Genomic DNA, 24,615 nt, shown 5'->3' with positions numbered 1-24,615 from the left:
GGTTTGTTCTTTAGTCTACAGCCAACTCTCCGCCCTCGTCTCTCGCCTCGAAGCTATGAGCGATTGAAGCCTCTTCAATATCTCTAATCGCCCAATGATCCTTCGCGACATCCTTCCATGGCGATTGCTCTATGCCATAGAGCGGACCTCTTCCCAGCACACGATTGATAATCGTTACAGCTTCGGCGCGGGTCAGCGTTTGATTCGGCCTAAAGCTGCCGTCCGTATAACCATGGATCAATCCTGCTCCCTGAGCAGCCAGTATGTCTTCCTCCGCCCAATGGCCTGCAATATCCGTAAAACCTTTTCCAGCCTGCGCTTCATTCAGTCCGAAGCCGGCAGCAATTGCCGCCATCTCCGCACGAGTAACTCCCTGCTCAGGTCTGAAGCTTCCGTCTTCATAGCCCCGCATCAAGCCCATCTTCGTCACAGCTGCAATGGCTTCAGCCGCCCAATACTGCGAGGCAACATCGCTGTATGTCCAACTGTCCGCATTCGCATCGCGATTCACGACTCGGGACAGAATCGTTGCGATCTCTGCACGGGTAATGTTGTTCTCCGGCTTGAACAGACCGCCCTCGTATCCTTCGATATACGATTCATGAGGATAGTCGGACACTGTGCCATCCGCCTTGAATACCGCGAAGGTGCTGAATTTATCAATTGTGAACCGAATGCCTTGACCGTCGCCGAAGGATGTAATGACGCCTTTCTTGAATTCCTTCGTTCCGTCGCTATGCTCGATGTAGACGCCAAGCTGATTCAGCTCGGCATCGCTTAGCTCCTCTCCAAGCGGCAATACGAGCGTAACTTCGCGATTCTGCAGATTCGACTCGATTTCCATAGGCTGGCCGATCAAGGTCACCTCTTTGCCGCCCGCCGCTGCCGTTATGATAGCCGTCCCGTTCGCCCGTTGCTCCAGCTCGCTGCTTTGGTCGTCAGGAGCAATGCCGCTGATATGGAAGTATACTTCTTCTCCCAAGTCATGAAGCGACCCGTTCGGGATGAATAGCTTCGCTTTCGCCGTATCGATGTCAACAGCCAGACCGCTGTCCGCCAACTGCGCCAACGATTCCGTGTCCAGCGTCACATCCGTCAGAGACTTTCCGTCTCCCTTATCCGGTATGGCAATGACGACAGATTTGGCGCCTGCAGCTTTCTGCTTTTCAATCAGCGACTTCGTCTCTCCGCTCGAAGGATTGACTTCGTATTTGTCGGTGCCGTCCGGCTGAGTCGAATGAACAACATTCACCGTCCCGGACCCGACGCTTCCCGCATCTCCCGTGCCTCCTGATCCGCCGTTGCCCGAAGGCGGGTTCGTGCTGGTGTCGGATTGGCCGACAACATCAAATATCAAAGCGTCTGCAAGCATGACATCGCCCGACTTTTTGACCACTTTAATGGTATGGGTTCCGCTTGAAGACAATTCTTGCGCCTGGAACAGGCTTTGCTGAACGCCGCGCGTCAACGAGTAAGCGTCTACCGTCGATTGAAGCTCCCCGTCCAAATAAACGTCCATCTCGCCTTGTTTCGGGCCGGTCGGGGAAAGCAGCTCCACCCCTTTCCCGCGGAAGGTATAGCTGTAATAATCCCCATTATCCGTCGCGGCGTGAACATCGTCGCCGAAATCGCCTTTGAAGCTGAACGTCAAGGTCGCATCGCCAACAGGCTGCGCGGCCAGATAGTCCTTCTTAATCGTTATCTCATTGCCCGCAATGACATAATCGGTTCCTTCAACAAGTGAATAGCTTCCATTCGAGATGCCCTTGAAGCTATCGACGCTTCCCAGAAGCTCGACTGTAATATCCGTCTGCTCCGCAGGCTCTTTGTAGAAATCAGCAGCGGATATGTCGATTAATTCAGTAAGCTGCACCTTGAGCGCGTCGAGCAGCATGAACTGTCCCGACTTTTTGACCGCCTTCAAGGTATGATAGCCCGGGGTCAGCCCTTCAACCGTGTATACCGTTTGCTGAGCCAGGTTATGCGCGTTCGCTTCATAGGTGTTCGCCGTTCCATGAAGACTTCCATCGATGTAGATGTCGACCTCGCCTTGCCCTTGATCGAGCTCGGTCACATAAGAGATTCCCGTGCCATTGAAGGTATAGGTGAAGAAATCACCGTTATTCTCGACATAATGCACATCAGAATTGTAATCGCCGAACGGTCTGCCGGTGCTGCGATTCCAGCTTCCGGTATATTTGATCGCAGGATCGTCATCATTGATGTAGGCGAATCGTCCCGGCGAAGCCGTATTGATAACGGTAATCGCCAGCGTGCGGGAAGCGCCCAGCTCGAATTCGAATGTCAAATTCGTCATACCGACAGGCTGCTCGGCAAGATAGCTTTTCAGAATGGTAGCTGTTCCGTTCGAATAAGTATAATCCTCGCCCTCCGCGAGAGCTTCTTCTCCGTTCTTAATCGCCGTCAGGCTGTTGCTGTCGGTAAGTGTTACAGCAACCGAAATATTAGTCTGAGCGGTTGACTTCAAGTCGAAGCTGGCAGAGGACGGAGCGATGGATGTCCCCGTTACCGCAATGGACAAGCTTTGCGAATCGCCGCCGGCAAAGCTGAAATCCAGCTTCGTCGTCTGGCTGGACGGCTGCTGCTGCAGGTATTCCTTCTTAATCGCCAGCGTATTGCCGCTTATCGCATAATCCTGCGGAGACGAGAGCGCAGTATCGCCATTCTTAATGCCCGTCAGCGAGCTTCCTCCAAGCGGCAGCTCTAGCGCTATGTCGGCTGGCAAATCCTTATCGAAGCTGGTTGCAGACGGCTCACCAAGCAAGGTGTCCGTTTCCACCCTCAAGGCGTCCAGAATGAGATAATATTGTCCGCCGGGATTGCGAACCGCCCTGATTGTATGCTCTCCTTGCATCAATTCGGACACACTGTAGACGGAATATTGACCCGATTGCTCCGAGCCGTTCGCATCCACGGTTTCCATGAATTGATCATCGAGATAAATGTCTATTTTCCCGTTGCTGGAGCCTTGCTCCGAGAATAGCTCTATGCCCGTTCCTTCGAAGGTGTACGAGAATTCAGGCTCGATCCCGTTATCCGGCTCGCCGTAATGCACATCGCTCTCGAAATCGCCGAAGGATCTGCCGCTGCTGTAGCCCCATTTGTTCGAATACTGAATCGCGGGATCGCTGTCGTTAATATAGACCGAATGGGTGACGGACACCTCTCCTTCGTTCGCGCCCGATCCTTGCGACTCTTCCCCGTTCTCACCGCTCGAACCGGATTGACCCGATGAGGCCGAGTCTGCGACGGTTACCACAAGATCCTGCGAATCATGTACAAGCTCATTGCCGCCGTTTCTTGTCCAGTCACCCGTATAGCGCATCCCCGTATCGTCATCATTGACAAGCGACGCTCCGCTTGCGGCCGTTACCTTGAACAAGCGCGAAGCATGCGGCTCGAGATAGACGGGACCATAGCCGGAAGCATACGAGCCAAGCTCCTTATGACTCCACAAATCGCGAACGGAGGCAGAGCCCGTGAGACCGATGTCGCTCCAGTCCACGCTCACATTCGCGCCTTTGCTGCCCAGATTGAACAAAGCGACCGTATACGTGCCGTCGCCGTTATTGGCGTACCACACCTGCTGACTTGTTGCCGTAGAAACCGGATGCACCGGTCTGCCGGCCTGATTGACGGCAATGACCTCGTCATTCGTAAGTATGGACAGGCCGTAATCGTCAAGATTGGACAAGTCGTCTCCCGTGTAGAGCTGCGCCGACGAGGCTGCCCACAGCGTCATCGCCGTTTGACGTTCATCCTTGGTCAGTCCAGAGGTCGCTCCATTGCCGACATTCAAGGAATCGAAGTCATTCCAGCCTCCAGGTCCCGCATCCCGCCACCATAATGCCGCGTCCGGGAACAGTCTGGCAATATTCGCCCACTGCGTCATGCCTACCTCGCGGTCATAGGACTCCACATCCCAGTCTACCCGCCAGCCGTTCGCGTATTGCTTCCAGTAGTCGACGTAATTATGATCGAGCGCCCAGCTCAGCTCAAGCCAGATATGATGTCTGCTCAGCGCCTCCGACCAGGCTTTGACGTCATCCCGGGCATCGATGGATTCGTCGTTATGCCCGGAGCCCGGCGTCACGCTGTCGAACTTGACGAAATCGACGCCCCATGCGGCGATTTCGTCGGCGATGGAATCGATATACTTTTGCGCGCAAGGATTGCTGAAATCGATTTTGTAGCCCAAATTCCAATAATCCGCGTACTTATACGGCGTCACAGCAATATCCCCAATTGTGCAGCCCGGGGCTCCGTATATCGGAAGATCCTGCTCAACCGCCGTTGGCGAGACGCCCGGAATTAAGTAAATACCAACCTTCTGGCCGTTATTATGGATGTAATCGATCAGATTCTCGAACCCGTTCGGATAATGAACGTCGCTCGGCACAGGTCTGCCGTATTCATCCATGCTGCCGTTCCAGCCCGCGTCGATATTAATATAGTTATAGCCGTGCGACTGAAGCTTCTCATGCATAATATCGGACATTTGCTTCAGCTTCGCTTCGGAAATCCAGTTGCCCGAAGGACCGTCGTATACCTGCATGCTGTAGCTGCTCCAGCCCATATACGGCTTATCGGCCAAGCCGTTATCCGCCGCATGCGCCGTGCCCGCTTTAGGCGCGATGAAGCCAAGCTGCGCAATAACCACAAAAGCTAATGCAAGGCTAAGCCACTTTTTTCTTACCCGCTTTGAATTGTAATTCATAATCCCCATCCCTTCGAAATGATAGCGCTTTCTACAGGTTTGATTATAGTGACCATCAGCGGCGGTAGACAGGTACAACTGCGAATATTGCGTACATCTTCCCTGTTTTTCGGGGTACAATTCGTCCATCCTGCGGGCTTTCGGGAATTCAAAGGGTCATAGTGACTGATTTCGCAGACAAACAAAAACCCGAGAGCAGCTGACTGAGCTTCAGCTTAACTCTCGGGCTTTCTCACTCTGCTGAATCCTTGCGGATTTTCTTGTCGCGATTCTCGCCCCATTCCTTCGCCTGCTCCGTTGCGATCGATATGGCTCTGCCCTCTTCATAACCATCCTCCAGGAGCGCATTTGCAATTTCGATTGCTTTGTAACGGATCGGCGCCATGAAATTTTTGAGCGAGTCCGGATAATCATCCTTCGTCCAAGGCATCTCGCATCCCTCCTCTTCTCTCAGTACCCTGACAGGGGCAGCTGCGAAACAGGGAAGCTTGCAGAATGCACGTATCGGGATAGAAAGAAGGATGCCGAAGAAGACGCTTGGTACCGAGTGCTCGCTAAAGAGCGGCCGAAGCCTGACGAAGCAGTGAGACGAGCAGCTCCCCCTCAACCGTTTGACCTTGCTTCAGCTTGATCGTCTTGCGCTCCGACGGCCCTTCGAACAGACCCTCGGGCAGCGTCAGCCCGTCCGCGTGAAAGATCGTGAAGCTGACAGCCGCTTTCGAGGTGGAGATCACCGCTGCGTATTTGCCGTTTTTCAGAAAATGCGGCTTTTTGTATTGCATGCGCTCCTGCGCCTCGGGGATAGCCTGCAGGACAATCTCCCGCAGCTCCGTACAAAGCTCCGCCTGCCATGGCTGATCAATTGCTTCAATAAATGTCGTTACTTCTCCGCTCATAGCGGTATCCCTCCCCTTGTTATTCCTTGGTTTGTTCTCCGGCATCAGCTGCGTTATTGCGTTACTATCATCCAGGTTACTCCGAACTTGTCCACCGCTTCACCATACATAGCGCCCCATGGCTGCAACTGAAGCGGAAATTTCTCTGTTCCGCCCTCGCAAAGATTCGCGAACGCGCTTCTTGCCTCGGTTTCGTCTTGAAACCCAAGCGACAGATTCAAGCTTCTGCTTGCCTCGATTCCCTCGAAGGAGTCAGAGAAGAACAAGGTATTGCCGCCCGCTACCGTTAGCACCAGATGCATCACTTTATCCTTAAGCTCTTCTGGAATGCCCGGAGTCTGATTATGCGTCATGACGGAAACAATCTCTCCTCCAAGCGCATTCTTATAAAACTCCGCCTGTTTTCTTGCATCGTTTGACATCAAATAAGGGGTTAATTGTGCTTTCATATTCTCATCATTCCTTCTTATTAGAATATAAGGCTCCGCTTGCCGAAACTTCTTCCTTCAACTGACGCACTTCAATTTCGTTCTCCAGAGTTCCGCCGTATGGAAGCGGCAATCGATTCGCCCACTTCATCGCTTCGGTCATCGACGAAGCTTCAATCTGAATATAGCCCGCGAGCACATCGTTTCCCCTCTCAAAAGGTCCTGCTTCCAATCGTTGCGACTCTCCCTCCGATGGATGCAATCGAATGCCGAACGAGCTTGGCTCAAGCTGTCCTAGATCCAGCAGCTTGCCTGCCGCCTTCAAGCGCTCAAGATATACGGTCATATCCGTCTGATACGAGCTGCCCGGTCGCAAACCCGCTTCATAGCGCTGCGATGCTTTTAATAGTATGAGAAATCTCAGGATGGATTCCCTCCTTCGCCATGTTCCTCAAGTGCCGCGCATGCCTTCGCTCGCTTCTCGAGCTGCTGCCGCTCCCGCTCATTGCGAGTCAGCGAGGCGGCATGCTCGAATTGCTCCCGAGCCTCCTCCATTCTCCCCAGCTTGGCGAGCAAGTCTCCCCGCGCGCTGGGGAGCTGAGAATACACTATCAACGAAGGTTCGTTCGAAAGCTCGTCTACAAGCTGGAGACCATACTCGGGACCGAAAGCCATGCCAATTGCAACTGCCCGATTCAGCGCGATAATCGGCGAAGGCTGGGTCCGCAGCAATGCCTCGTAGAGCGCTGCAATACGCGGCCAATTGGTTTCTTCGGCAGTGCCGGCTCTTGCATGACAAGCGGCAATCGATGCTTGCAGCGCATAGGGGCCCAGCAGTTGTCCAAGCGATTGCGCTCTCTCGATTGCAGCTAGTCCGCGCCGGATGAGCAGATGATCCCATAAGGCCCGATTCTGATCCAGCAGCAGAACCGGATTGCCCTCGGCATCGGTTCGCGCCCGAAATCTCGAGGATTGAATTTCCATTAAGGCGGTCAAGCCGTGAACCTCAGACTCTCTCGGAGCAATCTCCGTCAGTATTCTTCCGAGTCTCAACGCTTCCTGACAGAGCGTCGGTCTGATCCAGCTCCCTCCTGAAGTCGCGGAATAGCCCTCGTTGAACATGAGATAGATTACCTCGAGCACAACTGCGAGTCTTGCATGTAATTCCTCGCCCGTCGGCGCTTCGAAGCCCGCTCTCTCCGCGCTGAGCGTCTTCTTCGCCCGAACAATGCGCTGGGCGATCGTTGATTCGGCAACATGGAAGGCGCGCGCAATCTCGTCGGTTGTCAAACCGCCAAGCACCCGCAGCGTTAGAGCGACGCGCGCATCTCGCGACAAGGCTGGATGGCAGGTCGTGAAGATTAACCGAAGAAGATCATCGTCGATCTCCCCGTCTATCGCCGTCAGATTGATATCATCCTCCGCGAACATGGCCCCGCCCTTGCCGATCTCTTCATACTTCCGCTCCCGCAGCTTGCTTCTGCGCAAATAATCGAGCGCGCGACGCTTGGCGGCCGTCATCAACCATGCGCCGGGATTATCGGGAATTCCGAGCTCCGGCCACTTCTCCATGGCGATGACCAGCGCATCCTGAGCGAAATCCTCCGCCAGGCCGACATCGCGCACCATACGCGCAAGTCCGGCAATAAGCTTGGGGGATTCCATTCGCCAGATGGCCTCGATTGTTCGCTTTGCTGCGGAAACCGTCATTAGCCCTTCGTCCTTTCGATCTCCTGACGCATGGCAAGCTCCTTAGCCAGCGTCTCCGAATCCTCCATCATTTCATGCGGTTCAATGATTTGCCGCAGCTCAATCTGACCTTCTCCGTTGCCATGCGGATCCGGCATCCGAAGCGCCCACTCGATCGCCTCTTCCCTTGATCTCACCTCGATCAGCGTATAGCCCGCGATCATCTCCTTCACTTCGGTGAACGGCCCGTCGATCAGCTTCGGCTTGCCGCCAGGCTCGGGATATGTGATGCGAATCGCATCCGAGCTCGAATGAAGCCCGTCAGCCGCGACAAGCACTCCCGCTTTCACCAGTTCTTCATTATAACGCTGCATAGCTTCAATCAATTCCTTCGTTGGGGGCTTCCCTGCCTCGGAATCCTTTGTCGCGTTAACAATCATCATGAATCGCATGCGTAATCTCCTCCTTCAAGTTAAGCGATTTTCTCCGCTTCTATATAGACGACGTACGAACAGCACTAAGATCGACAAGAATGGAACATTTTTTTGCAAAAAAATAATTGCCGCCCTCCGTCTCACGACTTCTGAGCATGCGCCGCCTGCGGAATGCGGCTGCACAGCCGATTCGCATGCGCGCTTCCCCATATCGACACCGCTGTCAATACCGCTGAAGTAGACAGGCAAAGCACGAATGGAGTCAGTTCGCGCGCGAACACGCCGATGCCCGCAAGCACGATTAGTCCGACCAAGGATGGCATAGGCACCACATCGGCAACGATCCGCATGAATAGAATATTTCCTAGCAAATAAAGCGCCGGAGCGACGAGCATGACCGCCGCCATTCCTCCATCCACATGCCCGAAAGGATGCGAGAGCATCAGTTCATTGGCGACGGCGGTCAGAATGATGCCTGCCACAAGCAGCAAATGGGTATAGGTGTACGCCGATCTCGCCACCCTCCCCGGATCGCTGGAATGGGCGATATAATGATGCCCCGTCTTGGCCAGCGATTCGAAGTAAATCCACCACATGGCTACCGTCCCGATGAACGCGACGGCGAAGGAGCCCAGCGTCTCAATATCCCACTCCAGCTTCACGAACGTTGAACCTGTCACGAGGATTGATTCGCCCAACGCGATAATGATGAACAAGCCGCAGCGCTCAGCCATATGAGAGCCTTCCACATTCCATACCTGGGTTGGCGTGCGCCCCAACCGCGGCATCCAGAAACCCATGGACGGCGAGAGATACTCGATGACAAGCGCGATAATCCACAGCGCGAGACGCCAAGAGTCATGCATAAAACCTCCGCCGACCCAGAACACTCCCGACAGAGTCAACCAGCCGAGAATGCGGATGAAATTAATACGCAATTCATCCGCCCCGCCTCGCATCATCCATACGGTAAATGCGGTCCTGCCAACCTGGAACAGCGCGTAAGCGACTCCGAAATATAGACCGGTATGCTCGAAGGCTTGGGTTATCGAGGACGACATGATTAGTCCGACCAGCATGAGCGCAACAAGCATCAGTCGAACAGGCCGCGAATCCGGGTTAAGCCAATTAATGACCCAGGCCGTGAAGATCCACGCCCACCAGACCGCCATTGTGATAAGCGCCAATCTGACCGCGCCTTCCATTGTGAAGTTTTCCAGGAAGGAATGCGACAGCTGCGTTACCGCAAATACGAAGATCAGATCAAAAAACAATTCAATAAACGATACCTTGCCTGAATCATGATTGCCCCTGCTTCTGAACAGCATGGACGGAGTGGACTGCTTTCCGTTATTCTGCACTTTATAAATTCTCTCCTCCATATAAAATTCAAGCTCTTGCGCTTACATAGAGTATAACGATATTTGGAATTTTCGTCATGATGCATTCCTCACAGAGAAAAGACCGGCCAACATGAAGTTGGTCGGTCTTATGCAGGTTCGAACGCAAACAGAAATAGAAGTGCCGCTAAACGCCCGAATTTTTCAACAATTCAGGAAACCCCGCCTCCAGTTGCTCGAAGGCGCTGTCCAGCGTTTTCAAAAATTCCGCCTGGGGATTTTCCGTGCAATGATGCTGCACGGCCATAATTGCACCTAGCACGGTGCCGGCAAACGTTAATACGCCGAAATCATCTCTCGGAAGTCCTTGACGATCCGCAACGATTCGAGCGATTACCGCCAGAGAATCATTTATCTGTTTTAGCGAGGCGGCCCGGAGCTCCGGCACTTTGAAGACAAGATCCATGCGGAGCTTCACAAGCTCCAATTCCGCTTCGCTCAATGTCGACAAGCCTGTATGAATCGCGGCTCTTAAAGCTTGCAGAGGATTCATCGCAGACGGCTGCTCCATGAAATTCCGTATGAGCATGGGATCGTATTCGTCTTGCATGACCAATGCTTCCTTCGTTGCAAAATAACGAAAAAAAGTGCTTGGCGAAATTTCGCTCGCCTCTGCTATTTGTTCAATCGTCGTTTCATGGTAGCCTTGCTCTTTAAACAAACGCATCGCCTGCTGCTGCATCGTTTTGCGCGTCTTTCGTTTTTTCTTCTCGCGGAGACCGATTTTCTCCGGTGCAGAATGATCTGGAGACATGGCATGTTCACCTCAACAGTCATTGTACCATGTATGAGCTTTAACCTTCTAGAGAAGACGCATTCTCTTCCTCCGCAGATGCTGTGCTCAGCACCTCCCGCTTCAGGAAGAAGCATAAGAATACAACGAGCAAAGCGAACAGGAAGGCAATCCAATAGAGATGCTGGAAGGCATCAGAGAACACATCTTTAACCTGCGTTACGATGGCGGCGTCCAAGCCCGCCGGAATTCCTCCTTGCGCGACATCGCCTAGCTCGGCAACGCTGCCCGCAGGAATGCCAGCCTCCAAATCTTCCATGCCTGAATGAATAGATCCCGCAAGCAAGCTTCCGAAGACGCTCACGCCGATCGTTAAGCCGAAGGATTGGAATAATGTAATCGAAGTCAGCGCCACGCCGCTGTTCTCCTTCTCGACCGTTTCCTGCACAATCAGATTATTATTGAACAACACTCCGAATCCCAGACCCAGTATGGCAAAATAACCGCATATGACGATTACAGATGTTGCCGCATCTACACCGGTCATCAGATAGAACCCGATTGCCGGAAGCATCATGGACACGATGAAGATGAGACGGTAGGATATCTTCGTTATGAGCCGCCCCGAGATGACGCTTGCAATCGCCGCGCCAGCCATAAGCGGCAAAGTCATGTAACCGGATGCGATGGGCGTTAATCCAAGCACATTCTGCGCGAAGAACGGGAACAAGATGAAAGGCCCCATAATTCCGATGACCAACGTGAACACAATCAAGGATAGCATCGTAAACGTCCGATTCCGAAAGAGATGCATCGGAAGGATCGGCTCCTTCGCCTTCCTTTCTACCATGACGAAAATCGCCAGCAGCATCGCTCCGAGCGCCCATAATCCGATCAGAACGGGCGAGCTCCATCCATAGCCCTCCGTCTCGTGAAGCACCGGAGTAACGAGAAACGCGATAATCGCGGCAACAAGCAAGAACGCGCCTGCCCAGTCAATTCTTGCGTCTTTGTTTCCCTTCGACTCCGATAATCCCGCCGAGAGCACGGCTGCGGCCAGCAATCCCACCGGAATGTTCACCCAGAAGATCCAATGCCAAGAGATGTGCTGCGTGAAATATCCGCCAATGAGCGGACCAAGCAATTGCGGGATGAACATAACCGCTCCGAACAGCCCTTGCGTTTTGGCTCGCTGCTCCACAGTGAAGGTGTCGCCGAAGATGACCATCGCAAGCGGCACCAAGCCTCCCGCTCCCATGCCTTGGATGCCCCTTCCGATGAGAAGCGTCGTCATCGAGTGGGCAAATCCGCTAAGCATCGAACCCGCGATAAACAGACCCATGCTAAGCATGTAAATCCGTTTGCGGCCATACAGATCCGCCAGCTTGCCTAGTATCGGCATGAAAGCCGTCATCGTCAGCATATAAATGCCCGCAACCCAGCCATACAGCGACAAGCCATGCAAATCCCGAATGATCGACGGCATCGCCGTGCTGACCACCGTTTCATCCAGCTCCGAGAAAATAATTCCGATAATAAGGCCGACTACAATCAATACTTTGTTGTTTTTCCGTTCCTTTGTTTTCAGGTCAGCGCCTGCGTTCATTTCCATAACGATACGACCTCCGCCATTTAATATAATGAAAGTGTATATCAAATGATAGTTACTGTCAATTTATATTATGCATAAAAAAACCACCGACAAAGCTCTTCTTAGCAGCTTGTCGCTGGTACTTTGATGAAATAAAGTTCGCATGCATCACCATTACTCCAATAATTGAATTTGAGCTGTTGTTGTTGAAACGGATCGAACTAATCTTGCATCCGCTGTCCAAAATGGTATATGATCACAAATCGCCAAATAAACTGCGTCATAAAGATGGATTAAACGATTTTCTTCAGCTATATGCCATGCTCGTTCATAAATCCGTCTATCTTCATCATACGTTATGGGCAATGACTCAAACTTCTTCCATAATTCTTGTAAATCTTCATTTGACAAAAGCTTCTTGCTCCATTTCTTACGCAAAATACTTCCAACCTCCACCTTCATGATGGAAGGAGCAATAATTTCTTGACGTTCACGAAATAATTGAATCACAAGTTTTTCTGCTTGAGGAGAATTCTGTTCTTCTGTCAGTACTTTAATCCATATATTCGCATCTAAACATACTTTATTCATCTGTCACCATCCCGGAGGTCTCTAATCTCCTCTGTCGAATCAGGGTGTACGCCATATTCGTTTTTCACTCGTTCCCGTATGACGAAGATGTCCTGCAGCAATTGTTCGCTCTCATGCCATTTCATATATTCTTCCGTAATATCAGTCATCACGTCGTTCAATGCTTTTTTTTCTTTTTTTGCTTTTTCCTGTATATATTCAATGACAGACTTCGGAAGTCTAACCGTTAACTGTTTCTTCTCAATCATAAAAACCCTCCCATAACACTTTTCTATATTATATAACGAATCTAATTTTGAATCAAACGAACATTCAAATCAAGAATCTATCATTGATTCAATCATAATTCAATCACAACCCCAGCAGCTGTCCCTTCTCCAAACGTCTGATTTGCTGCTCGCCGCTGTCGGCGAGCTCCTTGAATTGCATGATCGTCTCCCTCATGCGGGGGAGTGCCTCCTGCTTGTAGGTGCTGATCGAATCCAGCGCCGACAGCACATCCGTGAAAGCCTGCTTTAGCGTATCCACCGAGATGCTGCTCTCCAGCGACTGTTTGTGAATGGCTGCTCCCTGCTCCTTCAACATGCGGGAAGTGCCGCTGATCAGCCCATCCGTCGTTTGGTTCAGCAATTCAATCTTCTTCAGCACAATGCGCTGGTTGTAGAGCGCGCTGGCTACGGTGACAGAGATCTTAAGAGCGGACACCGTCACATTCCGCGCTCGATCAACGCCGCGAATCAATTCCTTATTATTCCGCATCACCACTTCGATCGCCATGATGCCCTGCTGGTTCACGACGAGCATCTGCTGTAAATCCATCACGCGCTGGCGCATTGGGAACAGCACTTCCTCCGTAATAAACCGGATCTTATCCTCGGATTCTCCTCGCCGCTTCGCCGCTTCGATCTGCGATTCAATCTCCTGATCCATGAGCACGCCCAGTTGAATTTCCTTCTGCAGCTTCTTCGTCAGCTCGCGCAGCGTCTGCTGCTCCAACTCCAAGGTGGTGTTATCGTTGCGCAGCACCGACTTCCCCTTATCCAACGATACAATGATATCCGAGATCACGCTATCGGCCTTCTGATATTTCGCGAAGTAACTGCGCAAGGGATTGTAGAACAAGCCCAGAAACCCGCTCTTCGCAAAATCCACAGCGCTCGGATCAAGATCCTTAAGCTGCAGCTGCAGCTCGGTCAGCCCCTTCGCAACCTGTCCTCCCTCATCGCCTGTCTTGGACAAATGCCGAACAGAGACCTGCAGCAGCGCGTTCTTATCCGCGGAGGAGCGCATTGTCCCCAATCCGAATTGCTCAATCGACTGCAGCACCTCCTTGCGCTTCTCCATCGATTCAATGTCCATCTCGAGGATGGCTGTTACATTATTCAAAGCCAGCTCTTGCAATTGCTTCACTTCCTCCGGCACCGGCTTCACCTCTTCTTCCAGCGCCGACTTGATCTTCTCCGTACTCGCCACTTCCATTGTAAATGACATAGGTTCGCCCCCATTCACATTTGAACATTCAGCAGATTGCCGATCTTGTAAGCCACATCATCGGTATCCGCATTAATGCTTGCCGCTTCATTAATGCTGGAGATGCTTTGCAGCGCTTCGATGTTCGCATTATAGCCAATCGTATAGATCGGGATTTCCATAGACTCGATAAGCCCTCTGATATCCTTCAAAGAATGCCCTTCATTCGTTTCCCCATCGCTGAGCACGAAGATAAGAGGCTTCACTTCGGGATGAAGCTTCATCTCTTCCTCCAGCATCTTCATCGCAACCGCAATGCCGTCGAAGGTCGCCGTCCCGCCGCCGGCCTGCAGACTATTCACCGCTCCGACGAACATCGATTGCTGATTCGTATCATAGACGCCGATCGGCAACTGAATCGTGACCTTACTTGAATAGGAGACAATCCCGATACTATTGCTTCTTCCGAGAAATTTCTGACCTTGCAATAGCGACTCCTTCAGCCGATTAAGCGGCTCCCCGTCCATGCTGCCTGACACATCCGCGACGAACACGGCCGCAATCGGCTTGCTTCCGTTCTTCTTCTCCTTCCACAGCTTCTGAGCCGAGGATAGCAGACTGCCATCCACCTTCCCAAGCTCGGAGCGATAATCCTCCATTCCGTTGAAGCCCTTCTCGGCAGCTAATTGCTGATAATGATCCTGCAGAGCAAATTGGGCAAAGGCTTCAATAATATCCAGCTTCTCCGCAGACAAATTCCCCAGCGCATAGAGAGGACTGTCATGCCTGACACCAAACGGCGTGAACACATATCCGCTCTTCAAATCAGGAGCATTCACATAGGATTGATATTCCAGCACGAAGGCGTCAAGCATCCCCGTCTTCGCCGCATCCCGCATCTGAAGCGTAGTTGACGCAAGGAAGGGCACGTTGGTTTGAAAGGTTTCAAAGCCTTGCACCGCCTTCTCCCCGAGCAGATCCGAGCTGTCGAAGGTTTGCAGCGTTGTCACCAGGAAATTCAACCCCGTCGAGCTGGCAAAAGGATCCGTATACCCCATGGACAGCTCATTCGCCGCTATCGCGTCCGTTATGGTCCTGACATTAAGAGAGCCGTACTTCCCCACCAGCTCATCATACTTGGCCTTATTGGTAACGATCCCCGCGACATTGCCGGCCAGCCGTTTCGCAACCTCCTGTATGGGTATGCCGTCGGCCGCAACCATCTGCCCCCACAGCTCATTGGACGGCGAGAAGGCGTCCGGCACATATTTGCCCGACCTTATGTAATCCGTCGCCGTGCCCGAGGCAATGCTTCTTATTTTTACGGACACCTCTCTTCCGTCCCTCTCAATACCCGCATCATTAAACGCTTCCGCCACTTCATTCAACCATCCGTCATTGCCCGATCCGGACTTCTCGGTTGATGAGAAGATCTCTATATAATCCTTCGTCGTATTCTCGACCGATACAGGGAACTTCGATATATCCGGCAGCGAATCGCCGACTTCCGAAGAATCAAGATCAATCTGGCCTTTAACAGGCTCAGCCATCGTCACATCAACATCGCTGTATATGTCCTCCAGCTTCTTCGCCGCATTCTCCACATCGATCTGCGATGCCGTCTTACTCCAATTCGAGGTTAATGAAATGCCATAGTAGATCAAGCCGAACACTGCAATCGTCATGCATACAAAGACAAAAAACGCTTTCCCCTTCCCCACTGCCTCACCTTCCCTCATGACTGATAGAATGATGTCTGCTTGATTAAGGTGTCGATTTCCTGCATACAGGGCAATTCCTCAACGTTGCGATCTTTCGCGTAGCCAAGCCTCGAAATTTCCAGCAATAATTGATCCAGCTTCAACAAAATCTCCTCATTAGCGCTTAAATATCCTTTCACCGCCCCAAGATAGTCATCATACAGCCGCCGCTTCTCACTTATCAGCCTCTCGGAAAACAACGCCGTCCTCCCGCTCTTCTTCTCCATGCCGGAAAGCGAAGAAGCGTCAAACACATGGGCCTTATGCAGAATACCCCTAATAAAGTTGTAGAATAGCTTCTCTACCGCAGCAATGACCGCCGCGAATTTGCGGAAGCTCAGCTCCGTGCGATCGAAGTGTTGTTCAAGAAGCCCGATTAAAGCCCGCTTCTTCCTCTGAAGCCGGTTTAATTGGTCGATGGAGCAAACGATGTCTCGCTTTAAACCCTTCATGCCACGGTAAGCTTGCAAAGCCGCTATGTAATCGTCATGCGTCTTGAACGTTGTCGCAGAAGGCATGATTGCAGCCTCGTAGAGAAATCGAAAAGCGCCGTAGCAGAGCACAAGCACACTCATAATAAGAAGAGTCGTTCCAGAGGCCGTTTCCATCGCGTTACCGCCGCCAATCTCTATACCCAGCAGTCCCGGAGACAGAACGGCGATATCCGTGATCGCTACTCCGACAATCAAGCCAGTCAGCTTCAATCCGTTTGCCAGTCGCAATGACAGACACCTCCTCCGCTACTATTTAACTTATTCGAATCTGCGAACGGTATGCCGAGCACCCCCCAAAAGCACAACGAAAAAGCTCTTAAGAGACCAACAAACGTCTCATAAGAGCTTCTTCAAAAACTATCGTGCAGCAAGCCCCGTATTACATGGCGGCGTAGTGAGCCGCTAGCTGAGCGGCAGTCAATTCATAATCATACACCGCGACTTTTCCGACGGCGCCTTCGAAAAAGGAATTGAAATCTCTTGTGCCGATCCGCATCGGCGCCGTGCCGTTGCCCGGTACGATGCTGTATCCGGTCAAGCTGTCCGTATCCCGAAGAACGCCATTCTTGTAAAGCTTCGTGTAGCCTGTCGGATAGGTCGCGCTCGTATCGACCGTGTTGATGACAAGCGTGTAGTGAATCCACTCGCCTGCGGCAATCGCATCCTGGAAGTACGAGCCTGCGCCAAGGCCGCCCGTCAGATTGAACGAATAACCGCTGATTCGATTCGGCCTGTTCTCGGCATTGGTATAGTTATAGATTCGGGCAACCCATGAATGCTGCCCCGAGGTTCCCTTCCCCATCCAATGCACGTATCCGCTGCCTTCGCTATCCGTGAATTGAAGCGTATCCGGCCTCATCCACGCCTCAATCGTCAGAATGCCGGTCGTTGTCACTTCAAGCAGATCATGATCCGGAATTGTGAAATATTGATCAACGCCGTTGAATACGACGGCATCATCGCCGTTTGGCAGTGTCGTTGCTGCCGGACTCCCTGTGAACGTTCCGTCCAGCCCGCTTGATGTTTGATCCTCGTCCTCGCTTGGCGACAAGGGCCAATAACCGACCGGATCATCGGCGAGCACTGCGGAATCATACGAGGAATAAGTCCAGGTTATCGGCACCGCGCATGCCGATCCTAACAGAATACTGCAGCCGAGCAACATACCCAGAGTCAAAGACATCAAACTTTTTTTGCCTTTCCCAACCTTCATCATTGTCGCTTCCTCCTATCAATTCTATGATTAACAAGGAAATCACTTATAATGAAACGGTTATTCCTGATGCTCTGCTCTCGTTGGCCGTTTCGAGAAATGATATTATTTCGATTGTTTCCAGCTACCCGTCGCGGCATACAACGGCTTCAACCCGATTCGCGCTTTCCAAGCTCGATCTCGAGGCCGCTCTCATGCGAGAGATAGACGGCTTCTAACGCCTCGATGACCGAGCGGGAATAGCTTCCCGAGCATTCCGGTTCGCTGCCGCTGCGCAAACTTGCCAGCAAATCCAGGAACTGCAGGGCCAGCGGAATCAGAGGCTCTTCGGGCAACGCCAGCTTTTCGTATGAGTCTCCCTTGCTGACATAGACGCCTTCCCCCGCGACGATTCGCAGCATGCCATTGGTGAATATCAGCTCTGTCTCGCTGCGGCTTGCTCCCTTATAGCCGGACTGCACAATGGTTGCCGTCGATGTCCCCGTCGCTCCGCCGTCCAGCTCCAGCATGAGCATGCCGGAGCCTTCCACATTCCCGCGATCACCCAGATAGGTCAAGGAAGCCTTCACCTTGCGTACCCGGGAATCGGTCAGCCATTGCAGCTTGTCGATCGAATGTGCGCCAAGATTCATCATTATGCCGCCTCCTGCAGACTCGCGGTCGAAGAACCACGGGGGGCGATTTCGGCGGAAGTAGTCGACATGTCTGGTATCCTGCGCCATGAGAAATCGTCCGAGCGAGCCTTCGTCAATAACTGCCTTCGCCGCTCTGTTCTCCGGCAGATAATGCTGCGTATGGCCGACCATCAAGGTTACGCCCTGCCGTTTCGCGGCCGCTATGATGCGGTCGCAGGAAGCGGTTGAATTCGCCATCGGCTTCTCGAGCATAAGATGGCATCCGCTTGAGATGCAGAGAAGAGCTGCCTCTTCATGAAGATGATGCGGCAGCGCGATCACCGCGATTTGAGGCTGTTCCGCGGCAAGCATGTCCTCCATGCCCGCGTAAGCCTTCACTCCGAAGCGCCGGGCGAGCTGCAGCCTGATCGTCTCGTCAAGCTCGACGACCGCGCAGGCTTCGAGCTCTTCCAGCTCCTCGAGCGCCTCCAGATGACGCAGTCCGATCGCGCCTCCGCCAATAACAGCTACACGCATCATATCGCAGACATCCTCTCCCGATTTAGTTCGCTGCCGCCGCTCTCTCATAGGCGTTCTTATAGATTTCCTTCACTTGCTCCAAGCCGAGCTTGTCCGCTTCGGACTTGTATTGCTCCCATTCGGACAACGGACGCGTGCCCATGATGAACTTCGCGATATTCTCTTCTCTATGCTTGTCCACAGCTTCTCCAACCGTCGACAGCACATCCTGCTCTTCATCCGTGAAGGAAGGAATAGGCTGATAAGCCTTGTCATACGGAACGGCTTCTTCATAGGCCGCCTTCAGTTCGTCCGACGCCAGCGACAGATGCGCGTCGTAATCGATCCACGTATACGTGCCATGAGTAGACAAGCCCGTTTTCTTACGGAAATCGGTAATGTCGGCAAAATCGTCATTCAGCCTCTTCTGTCCGTCCACAGTCGTATAAGTCTCGCCTTCCTTGCCCCAGCTTGCCAAGGTCTGGCCTTCCTCCGAATAGAAGAAATCGATATATTGCATGATCGATTCAACATCCTTCGCTTTGGACGATACCGCCATTCCCGATTGCAGGAAGGAGGTGAACGGATTCACCTGCGCTCCGTTCGGTCCCGCCGGAGGAGCCATGAAAGCCAAGGTATAGTCCGGGTTTTCCTCGCGCATCGGCGCGTTGAAGAAGTCGATGCGGGCCAAATAATCGAAGGTGATGAATGCCTTGTTCGTCGACATCATATCCTGCCACTGCTTCGTATCCACGGTCAGCCAGTTCGGAGGAATCAAGCCTTCCGCCGTGAATTTGTTCAAATATTCCACCATCGACTTATAGCCGTCCTCCGTTGGACCGTAGCCTACCTCTTGCGTATCCGCATTATAGTAGTAGGTATCGCTACTTCCGAAATTCGGCGCCAGAATCTTCGTCATATTCGAATTGAGCGTCTTGCCCATGCGGAAGCTGAGCGGATAACTGTCAGGATATTTCGCCTTCAATTGCTTCAGCACATCATAAAGCTCGTCGTAGGTTTTCGGGGTTTGCAGCCCGTTCTCCTTGAATACATCCTCGCGGTACAACCAGCTCATCCGGTTGGTTTCCCCGAAGCCTTGATTCGGGAACATGTACATCTTGCCGTCCGGAGCGAGATTCGAGCGGAAGGCTTCCGGATATTGCTCCTTCCATTTCTTGAAATGAGGCATGAGCTCCATATAATCGAGAATATTCGCGAAAGCGCCCTGCTGACCGAATTTATTGGCATCGGATATGCTCAGAATCATCGAAATGTCGGGCATGGACCCCGAAGCCACATTCAGTTGAACAGTCTCCGCCAGCTTGCCTGCCGGAACGGAAACATCAAGCGTGACGCCCGTCGCTTCCTTCAGCCAGGTCCATACCGGCCAGTTTGCATCGTAGGGCCAGCTCGGATTTGTCTCCACCAGCATCGAGAAGGTTTTGCCTTGAAGCGTCGACGTGGGTTGAACCTCCGTCCCCTCCTGCCCTTCCGTGTTCGCGGGCGGATTCGCGTTATTGTTGTTGCCGGAGCTGCATCCTCCGGCAATGACCGCGATGACCACGCAGCATAACAGCAACACAGACACAGACCATTTCTTCATTTTTTCTCATCCCTTCTGTTTGTAGTCCTATTCTATATGAAAGCGGCCTAAGCCGCGAATCATCATCACGCGCGCCTGCTTTGCAAGTTTGACATCGCTACCCCTTCACGGCTCCGATCATGACACCCTTCACGAAATACTTCTGCAGCATCGGGTAGAGCAACAGAATAGGAATCGTGGACACCATGATCGTCGCGTACTTCAACGATTCATCGACGATCAGCGAATCTCCTCCGACTCCCATTGCGTCGCCGTTCGCATTGCTTCCGGCAAGCACGATATTGCGCAGCACCACCTGCAGCGGGAACAACGCCTGATCCCGCAAATACAGGAGCGGAAGCGTGAAATTATTCCACATGGCCACGGCGTAGAACAAGCCGATTGTGGCGAACACCGCTTTGGACAGAGGAACGACGATGCGCACGAAGATGCTGAAATCATTCAAGCCGTCCACTTTGCCCGCTTCCTCGAGCTCCTTCGGAAAATTCACGAAAAAGGTTCGCATGACAAGCAAGTTCCATGTGCTGACCGCCCCGGGCAGCACCATCGCCCAGATATTATCCATGACGCCGAGCGATTTGACCGCCAGAAACGTAGGAATCATGCCGCCCTGGAAAAACATGGTGAATATGATGAGAAGCGTGAAGGTTTTGTTGAACATCATGTCTCTGCGGGAAAGCGAATACGCCCCGAGCGACGTCACGATAAGCGAGATGAACGTACCCAAACCGACATAGATGATCGTATTCAGATAGCCCTGGCCTATTCGGGGATCCTCCAGTACCAGCCTGTATACACTGAAATCGATTCCCTTCGGAAGCAGGAAGATATCGCCGCGCATGACATAGATGCTCTTGCTGAGCGAAACCGAGATCATGTAGAGAAACGGATACAGCATGGAGACCGTAACGAGAATAAGCAGAAAAGCGATGAAAATAGATGATAGTGACCATTTGCGCATTAGCATGATGCCGTTCCCCCTCTACCACAAGCTGTTGTCGCTGAGCTTGCGGCTAATGTAATTCGCGGATACGATGAAGACGACGCTGACGACTCCCGTGAACATATCGATCGCCGAAGCGTAGCTGAAATTGCCGTTGGTCATCCCGACCCGGTAGACATAGGTGCTGAAGATGTCCGCCGTTTCATAGGTGACCGGATTGGCTAAGAGATATACCTTCTCGAAGCCGATTTCCAATATTTTGCCGACATTAAGCAATAATAAGATGACGATTGCGGAGGCGATGCCCGGCAGCGTCACGCTCCAAATTTTGCGAAGCCTGCCCGCTCCGTCGATATCCGCGGCCTCGTATAGGGAGGAATCGATGGAGGACAGCGCTGCCAGATAAATGATCGTCTCCCAGCCAAGATGCTGCCAAATCTCCGACAGCACATAGATGGATCTGAACCAGCCCGGCTCGGTCAGGAAGTTGATCGTATCGACGCCGAAGGCGTTCATTACCCGATTAATCAAGCCTCCCGTCGGCGACAAGAACATCGTTACCATACTCGCCACGATCACGTTGGAGATGAAATGCGGCAGATAGGTCGCCGTCTGTACGAACCGTTTGAACAATATGTTTTTCGCTTCGTTGAGCAGCAAAGCGAGAATAACGGGAGCCGGAAATCCGAATAGCAGCTTATAGAGACCAAGAAGAAACGTATTGCGGAACAAGAGCCAAAAATCGGGATTATGGAAGAAGGTGATATAATATTTGAAGCCGACCCAGTCGCTTGCCCATATGCCTTTGTACAGGTTATAGTTCTTGAATGACACGACAATTCCGATCATGGGATAATACTTAAACAAGATATAATAGAGAAGACAGGGTAGAAACATAAGAATGAGCAGCTTGCTCTTCACCAAGCGTTTGCCCAGCTTGCCTATCGATGAAGGCCGAATTTCCGTTTCCGCTTGAATATGAGCCATGGAATCACCTTTCTCTTTGCGTAATTTGTCCGATATACATGTTAAGTAATCTATCATTTCCACTCCCCCACTATAATCCGGATCCCAGCGCGCGAATATAGCAACAATTGTGAAATATCCTTATAAATTAAGGTTTCCGGGCATAATCCGAAAAAAAATCAATTTGTGTAAAAACCGTATATTGGTCAGCTTCGCTTCTTGCGCTACAATAAATGCATAGTTTTCGGGCCAGCTTCCCATCTGAAGAAACATCTTATGTCATCTATAATTACATTGCAGACTAACGTGGAGGTGCACGATGAAACGCTTCATGACGGGTTCCATGTTCTATCGCCTATTCGGCAGCTTCCTGATCGTCATTCTCCTGTTGGTCTTGTTCATCATCGTCGCCTCCTCCTTCTTCCTCGATACGATTCGCAATGAAATCACGAAGAACAGCAGCTTGAATCTCGACGCTGCCGTTCACAATTACGAGGAATATTTCGAACATATTCGAAATCTTGGATTGACGCTGGAATTCGATTCGCAAATTTCGCTTCTTTCGCGAAGCGCCTCGCTCAATATGGATTCGGCCGTAAGCGTGAAGGATCAGCTTCGATCGAACGTGGGAAATTCTTATATGTATCTGGACAACCTGCTCATCTATATGAAGCGCAATCATTATGTCATCGAAAAAGACAGCACGGCGCCCGCTGAGCTGATGTTCGACAAGCTGCTGCACAGCAAAGATTATCCGCTCTCCTTCTGGGAGGAAGAGATGGAGAAGAAGATTAGCTTCGCCATCTACCCGGCTTCGGAGTATTGGGAGAATTCCGTTGGCACCGAGAAGCTGCTCGGCACATTCATTCCCATCATGATCAAGAAGGTCAACGAGGAGGATACGGCGATTTTCGCTCTAATGGACGCCTCTCGCGCCTTCGACGATTTCTTCTTGTCCAAGTATGATCAACCGTTCGCCATTATCGACAAAGAAGGCCGGCCCTTGTTTCATTCCAGGAACATGACGATTCCCGAGCTGCCGGATTTGGGAGTAGATGCAAGCGGAAATGCTCTTCGCGACAACCAGTATACGTTCTATCAGAAGGGCGCCCATACCGGCTTCACTTATGTCAGCGTTATTCCCTACGCCCACGTGAAGGAGCAGCTTCAGAATTTGACGCTCTTGCTCATCGTGCTCATTATTCTCGCCTTTATCATCAGCGTAGCCGTATCGGCATGGATCAGCCGCAAGCTTCACGCGCCCGTCCGTCACTTGCTCGAGTCCTTCAATAGCGGAGAGCCCGGCTCCTTCACGAGCAAGATCAGAGAATTCCGTTTCATTCAGGAGAGAATCAACGATATCAAGAAGGATATGACGATCAAAAATTCACTTCTCAATCTGTATGCCTATGCGAATCAAATCAAGAGCATCGACCAGTTGTCCGAGCATTTTCAACCGATGGACAAGGCGTTCATGGTCATGTTATTCCATCTTACGCCTGTTAACGAAACATCGTCGGAGCATCAAAGAAGCTTCGCACAGGCCGCTTCGGCTCTGCGCGAATGGGTCTCCGGTCGATTCTCGGAAGCATTCCACGATTCAGTGACGCTGCAATTGGAGCAGAATGAAATAGTGACGGTGCTCCACTTCGACGAAGGAGAGGTGCCCGAATGGGAGCTTGTTCTTGGGGATATCGTGAATCAATTCAACAGCGAGACGCAGCCTGCCCTGCTCACCATTGCGGTAAGCCCCGTCTATCGTTCCGAGGAAGACTTCAACAAGTCCTACGAATATGTGTCCAGACTTGTGAAACAGCGGAAGCTTGGTTTAGACCCTCAATTCATTGCGGAGCCGCGAGAAATTCCCGAAGGGATCGCGTTCCATCCGATTGAGGAGCAAGAATTTCAGCTTAATATGCTGCAAGGCAATCACGCTATCGCCATTCCGCTTATGAAGCGCGCGCTTGCCCGGCTGAGTCGCAAGAACGGCTATGCCGTCCATTTTGCGGAATTCGCCAGATCGATTGTGTCTCAGGTCGTAAAGCTGCAGTTCACCAATCAGATTGACTCCGGCAGGCTGGCCGACATGGCCTCTCCTTACGAGGCGGTCAACAATTGCCATACGTATGAACAGTACGAGCTGTGCCTCGAAACGATGATCCGCAGAGTATGCTTGCTTGTTCAAGAGAAGAAAGCGGCAAAGGACGACATAACAAGCTTCGTCATCGCCTATGTCGAGGAGCATTATTGCGAGGATATTTCGCTGGATTTGATAGCCGATCAATTGAATATAACGCGCGGCTATCTCTCCACGTACTTCAAGGAGAAAAGCGGCGTCAATTTCGTCGATTATGTGATGACTTATCGGATGAACAAAGCCAAAGAGCTGCTGCAGCAGTCGAATATGAAAATACAGGAAGCCTCGGAGAAGGTCGGCTACATGAATGTCAGCACCTTCATACGGGTGTTCAAGAAGCATACAGGAATGACTCCTGGAGATTTCCGAAAATTACCGAAGCAATAAAGGAGAGCA

21 protein-coding genes are annotated in these 24,615 nt (G+C 51.9%); 1 reads left to right on the top strand and 20 read right to left on the bottom strand.

The window, feature by feature from the left end; translation table 11 throughout:
- Window positions 1-10 precede the first annotated feature (10 nt).
- From HFP08_RS02110 to HFP08_RS02015, 20 genes are all read right to left on the bottom strand, one after another.
- On the bottom strand, window positions 11-4,738 hold the full coding sequence (locus HFP08_RS02110) for a X2-like carbohydrate binding domain-containing protein (protein WP_240941005.1): 4,728 nt from the start codon (window positions 4,736-4,738) through the stop codon (window positions 11-13).
- A 232-nt stretch (window positions 4,739-4,970) separates the two neighbouring features.
- A complete protein-coding gene (locus HFP08_RS02105; protein WP_168118848.1) occupies window positions 4,971-5,168 on the bottom strand; it encodes a DUF2188 domain-containing protein in 198 nt (65 codons plus the stop codon).
- Between the two features lie 124 nt (window positions 5,169-5,292).
- Entirely contained in the window at window positions 5,293-5,634 is a 342-nt protein-coding gene (locus HFP08_RS02100; protein WP_168118847.1) for a DUF1801 domain-containing protein, read from the bottom strand.
- 53 nt (window positions 5,635-5,687) lie between these two features.
- A complete protein-coding gene (locus tag HFP08_RS02095) occupies window positions 5,688-6,083 on the bottom strand; it encodes a VOC family protein (RefSeq protein ID WP_168118846.1) in 396 nt (131 codons plus the stop codon).
- Window positions 6,084-6,090: 7 nt separating this feature from the next.
- Window positions 6,091-6,474 (bottom strand): YciI family protein, encoded by a 384-nt coding sequence (locus HFP08_RS02090; protein ID WP_277345819.1) that lies wholly within the window; start codon window positions 6,472-6,474, stop codon window positions 6,091-6,093.
- A gap of 8 nt (window positions 6,475-6,482) precedes the next feature.
- Complete coding sequence (locus HFP08_RS02085) at window positions 6,483-7,772, bottom strand: RNA polymerase sigma factor (RefSeq protein ID WP_168118845.1); 1,290 nt, start codon at window positions 7,770-7,772, stop codon at window positions 6,483-6,485.
- Window positions 7,772-8,203: a YciI family protein gene (locus tag HFP08_RS02080; RefSeq protein ID WP_168118844.1), complete on the bottom strand. Its 432-nt coding sequence runs from the start codon at window positions 8,201-8,203 to the stop codon at window positions 7,772-7,774. Before HFP08_RS02080 ends, HFP08_RS02085 begins: the two co-directional genes overlap by 1 nt.
- Before the next feature lie 122 nt (window positions 8,204-8,325).
- A complete protein-coding gene (locus HFP08_RS02075) occupies window positions 8,326-9,567 on the bottom strand; it encodes a low temperature requirement protein A (protein WP_168118843.1) in 1,242 nt (413 codons plus the stop codon).
- Window positions 9,568-9,712: 145 nt separating this feature from the next.
- Window positions 9,713-10,339: an acyl-CoA-like ligand-binding transcription factor gene (locus tag HFP08_RS02070; RefSeq protein WP_168118842.1), complete on the bottom strand. Its 627-nt coding sequence runs from the start codon at window positions 10,337-10,339 to the stop codon at window positions 9,713-9,715.
- Window positions 10,340-10,379: 40 nt separating this feature from the next.
- Window positions 10,380-11,930, bottom strand: a complete 1,551-nt coding sequence (locus HFP08_RS02065; RefSeq protein WP_168118841.1) for an MDR family MFS transporter — start codon at window positions 11,928-11,930, stop codon at window positions 10,380-10,382.
- A gap of 153 nt (window positions 11,931-12,083) precedes the next feature.
- Window positions 12,084-12,500 carry a type II toxin-antitoxin system VapC family toxin gene (locus tag HFP08_RS02060; protein WP_168118840.1) on the bottom strand — a complete coding sequence of 139 codons (417 nt, stop codon included), beginning with the start codon at window positions 12,498-12,500 and terminating at the stop codon, window positions 12,084-12,086.
- Window positions 12,497-12,748: a hypothetical protein gene (locus HFP08_RS02055; protein WP_168118839.1), complete on the bottom strand. Its 252-nt coding sequence runs from the start codon at window positions 12,746-12,748 to the stop codon at window positions 12,497-12,499. Before HFP08_RS02055 ends, HFP08_RS02060 begins: the two co-directional genes overlap by 4 nt.
- A 103-nt stretch (window positions 12,749-12,851) precedes the next feature.
- Window positions 12,852-13,991: a toxic anion resistance protein gene (locus tag HFP08_RS02050; RefSeq protein ID WP_168118838.1), complete on the bottom strand. Its 1,140-nt coding sequence runs from the start codon at window positions 13,989-13,991 to the stop codon at window positions 12,852-12,854.
- Window positions 13,992-14,005: 14 nt separating this feature from the next.
- Entirely contained in the window at window positions 14,006-15,709 is a 1,704-nt protein-coding gene (locus HFP08_RS02045; RefSeq protein WP_168118837.1) for a VWA domain-containing protein, read from the bottom strand.
- Window positions 15,706-16,452 carry a hypothetical protein gene (locus tag HFP08_RS02040; RefSeq protein WP_168118836.1) on the bottom strand — a complete coding sequence of 249 codons (747 nt, stop codon included), beginning with the start codon at window positions 16,450-16,452 and terminating at the stop codon, window positions 15,706-15,708. The genes HFP08_RS02045 and HFP08_RS02040 overlap by 4 nt, the downstream gene beginning before the upstream one ends.
- 151 nt (window positions 16,453-16,603) lie before the next feature.
- Window positions 16,604-17,440 (bottom strand): LamG domain-containing protein, encoded by an 837-nt coding sequence (locus HFP08_RS02035; RefSeq protein WP_168118835.1) that lies wholly within the window; start codon window positions 17,438-17,440, stop codon window positions 16,604-16,606.
- A 146-nt stretch (window positions 17,441-17,586) separates the two neighbouring features.
- Window positions 17,587-18,591 (bottom strand): Gfo/Idh/MocA family protein, encoded by a 1,005-nt coding sequence (locus HFP08_RS02030; protein WP_168118834.1) that lies wholly within the window; start codon window positions 18,589-18,591, stop codon window positions 17,587-17,589.
- 22 nt (window positions 18,592-18,613) lie between these two features.
- The gene (locus tag HFP08_RS02025; RefSeq protein WP_168118833.1) at window positions 18,614-20,173 is read right to left on the bottom strand and encodes an extracellular solute-binding protein; all 1,560 of its coding nucleotides are present in this window, start codon (window positions 20,171-20,173) and stop codon (window positions 18,614-18,616) included.
- Window positions 20,174-20,270: 97 nt separating this feature from the next.
- Complete coding sequence (locus HFP08_RS02020) at window positions 20,271-21,140, bottom strand: carbohydrate ABC transporter permease (protein ID WP_168118832.1); 870 nt, start codon at window positions 21,138-21,140, stop codon at window positions 20,271-20,273.
- Window positions 21,141-21,155: 15 nt separating this feature from the next.
- A complete protein-coding gene (locus tag HFP08_RS02015) occupies window positions 21,156-22,103 on the bottom strand; it encodes an ABC transporter permease (protein ID WP_168118831.1) in 948 nt (315 codons plus the stop codon).
- Between the two features lie 298 nt (window positions 22,104-22,401).
- On the opposite strand from HFP08_RS02015, the gene HFP08_RS02010 reads away from it, so the two are divergent.
- Window positions 22,402-24,606, top strand: coding sequence for a helix-turn-helix domain-containing protein (locus tag HFP08_RS02010; RefSeq protein ID WP_168118830.1), 2,205 nt, complete (start codon window positions 22,402-22,404; stop codon window positions 24,604-24,606).
- The last annotated feature ends 9 nt before the right edge of the window (window positions 24,607-24,615 follow it).

The sequence above is a fragment of the Paenibacillus sp. HB172176 genome (genome assembly GCF_011947265.1).
Lineage (GTDB): Bacteria > Bacillota > Bacilli > Paenibacillales > Paenibacillaceae > Pristimantibacillus.
Note: the sequence above shows the minus strand (reverse complement) of the source record. Positions and strands in the feature narration are given on the sequence as shown.

Excerpts from the sequence above, each read along its gene's own strand:
- HFP08_RS02110 (WP_240941005.1), bottom strand. The coding sequence starts at position 4,738 with ATGAATTACAATTCAAAGCGGGTAAGAAAAAAGTGGCTTAGCCTTGCA.
- HFP08_RS02105 (WP_168118848.1), bottom strand. The coding sequence starts at position 5,168 with ATGCCTTGGACGAAGGATGATTATCCGGACTCGCTCAAAAATTTCATG.
- HFP08_RS02100 (WP_168118847.1), bottom strand. The coding sequence starts at position 5,634 with ATGAGCGGAGAAGTAACGACATTTATTGAAGCAATTGATCAGCCATGG.
- HFP08_RS02095 (WP_168118846.1), bottom strand. The coding sequence starts at position 6,083 with ATGAAAGCACAATTAACCCCTTATTTGATGTCAAACGATGCAAGAAAA.
- HFP08_RS02085 (WP_168118845.1), bottom strand. The coding sequence starts at position 7,772 with ATGACGGTTTCCGCAGCAAAGCGAACAATCGAGGCCATCTGGCGAATG.
- HFP08_RS02080 (WP_168118844.1), bottom strand. The coding sequence starts at position 8,203 with ATGCGATTCATGATGATTGTTAACGCGACAAAGGATTCCGAGGCAGGG.
- HFP08_RS02075 (WP_168118843.1), bottom strand. The coding sequence starts at position 9,567 with ATGGAGGAGAGAATTTATAAAGTGCAGAATAACGGAAAGCAGTCCACT.
- HFP08_RS02070 (WP_168118842.1), bottom strand. The coding sequence starts at position 10,339 with ATGTCTCCAGATCATTCTGCACCGGAGAAAATCGGTCTCCGCGAGAAG.
- HFP08_RS02065 (WP_168118841.1), bottom strand. The coding sequence starts at position 11,930 with ATGGAAATGAACGCAGGCGCTGACCTGAAAACAAAGGAACGGAAAAAC.
- HFP08_RS02060 (WP_168118840.1), bottom strand. The coding sequence starts at position 12,500 with ATGAATAAAGTATGTTTAGATGCGAATATATGGATTAAAGTACTGACA.
- HFP08_RS02055 (WP_168118839.1), bottom strand. The coding sequence starts at position 12,748 with ATGATTGAGAAGAAACAGTTAACGGTTAGACTTCCGAAGTCTGTCATT.
- HFP08_RS02050 (WP_168118838.1), bottom strand. The coding sequence starts at position 13,991 with ATGTCATTTACAATGGAAGTGGCGAGTACGGAGAAGATCAAGTCGGCG.
- HFP08_RS02045 (WP_168118837.1), bottom strand. The coding sequence starts at position 15,709 with ATGAGGGAAGGTGAGGCAGTGGGGAAGGGGAAAGCGTTTTTTGTCTTT.
- HFP08_RS02035 (WP_168118835.1), bottom strand. The coding sequence starts at position 17,440 with ATGATGAAGGTTGGGAAAGGCAAAAAAAGTTTGATGTCTTTGACTCTG.
- HFP08_RS02030 (WP_168118834.1), bottom strand. The coding sequence starts at position 18,591 with ATGATGCGTGTAGCTGTTATTGGCGGAGGCGCGATCGGACTGCGTCAT.
- HFP08_RS02025 (WP_168118833.1), bottom strand. The coding sequence starts at position 20,173 with ATGAAGAAATGGTCTGTGTCTGTGTTGCTGTTATGCTGCGTGGTCATC.
- HFP08_RS02020 (WP_168118832.1), bottom strand. The coding sequence starts at position 21,140 with ATGCTAATGCGCAAATGGTCACTATCATCTATTTTCATCGCTTTTCTG.
- HFP08_RS02015 (WP_168118831.1), bottom strand. The coding sequence starts at position 22,103 with ATGGCTCATATTCAAGCGGAAACGGAAATTCGGCCTTCATCGATAGGC.
- HFP08_RS02010 (WP_168118830.1), top strand. The coding sequence starts at position 22,402 with ATGAAACGCTTCATGACGGGTTCCATGTTCTATCGCCTATTCGGCAGC.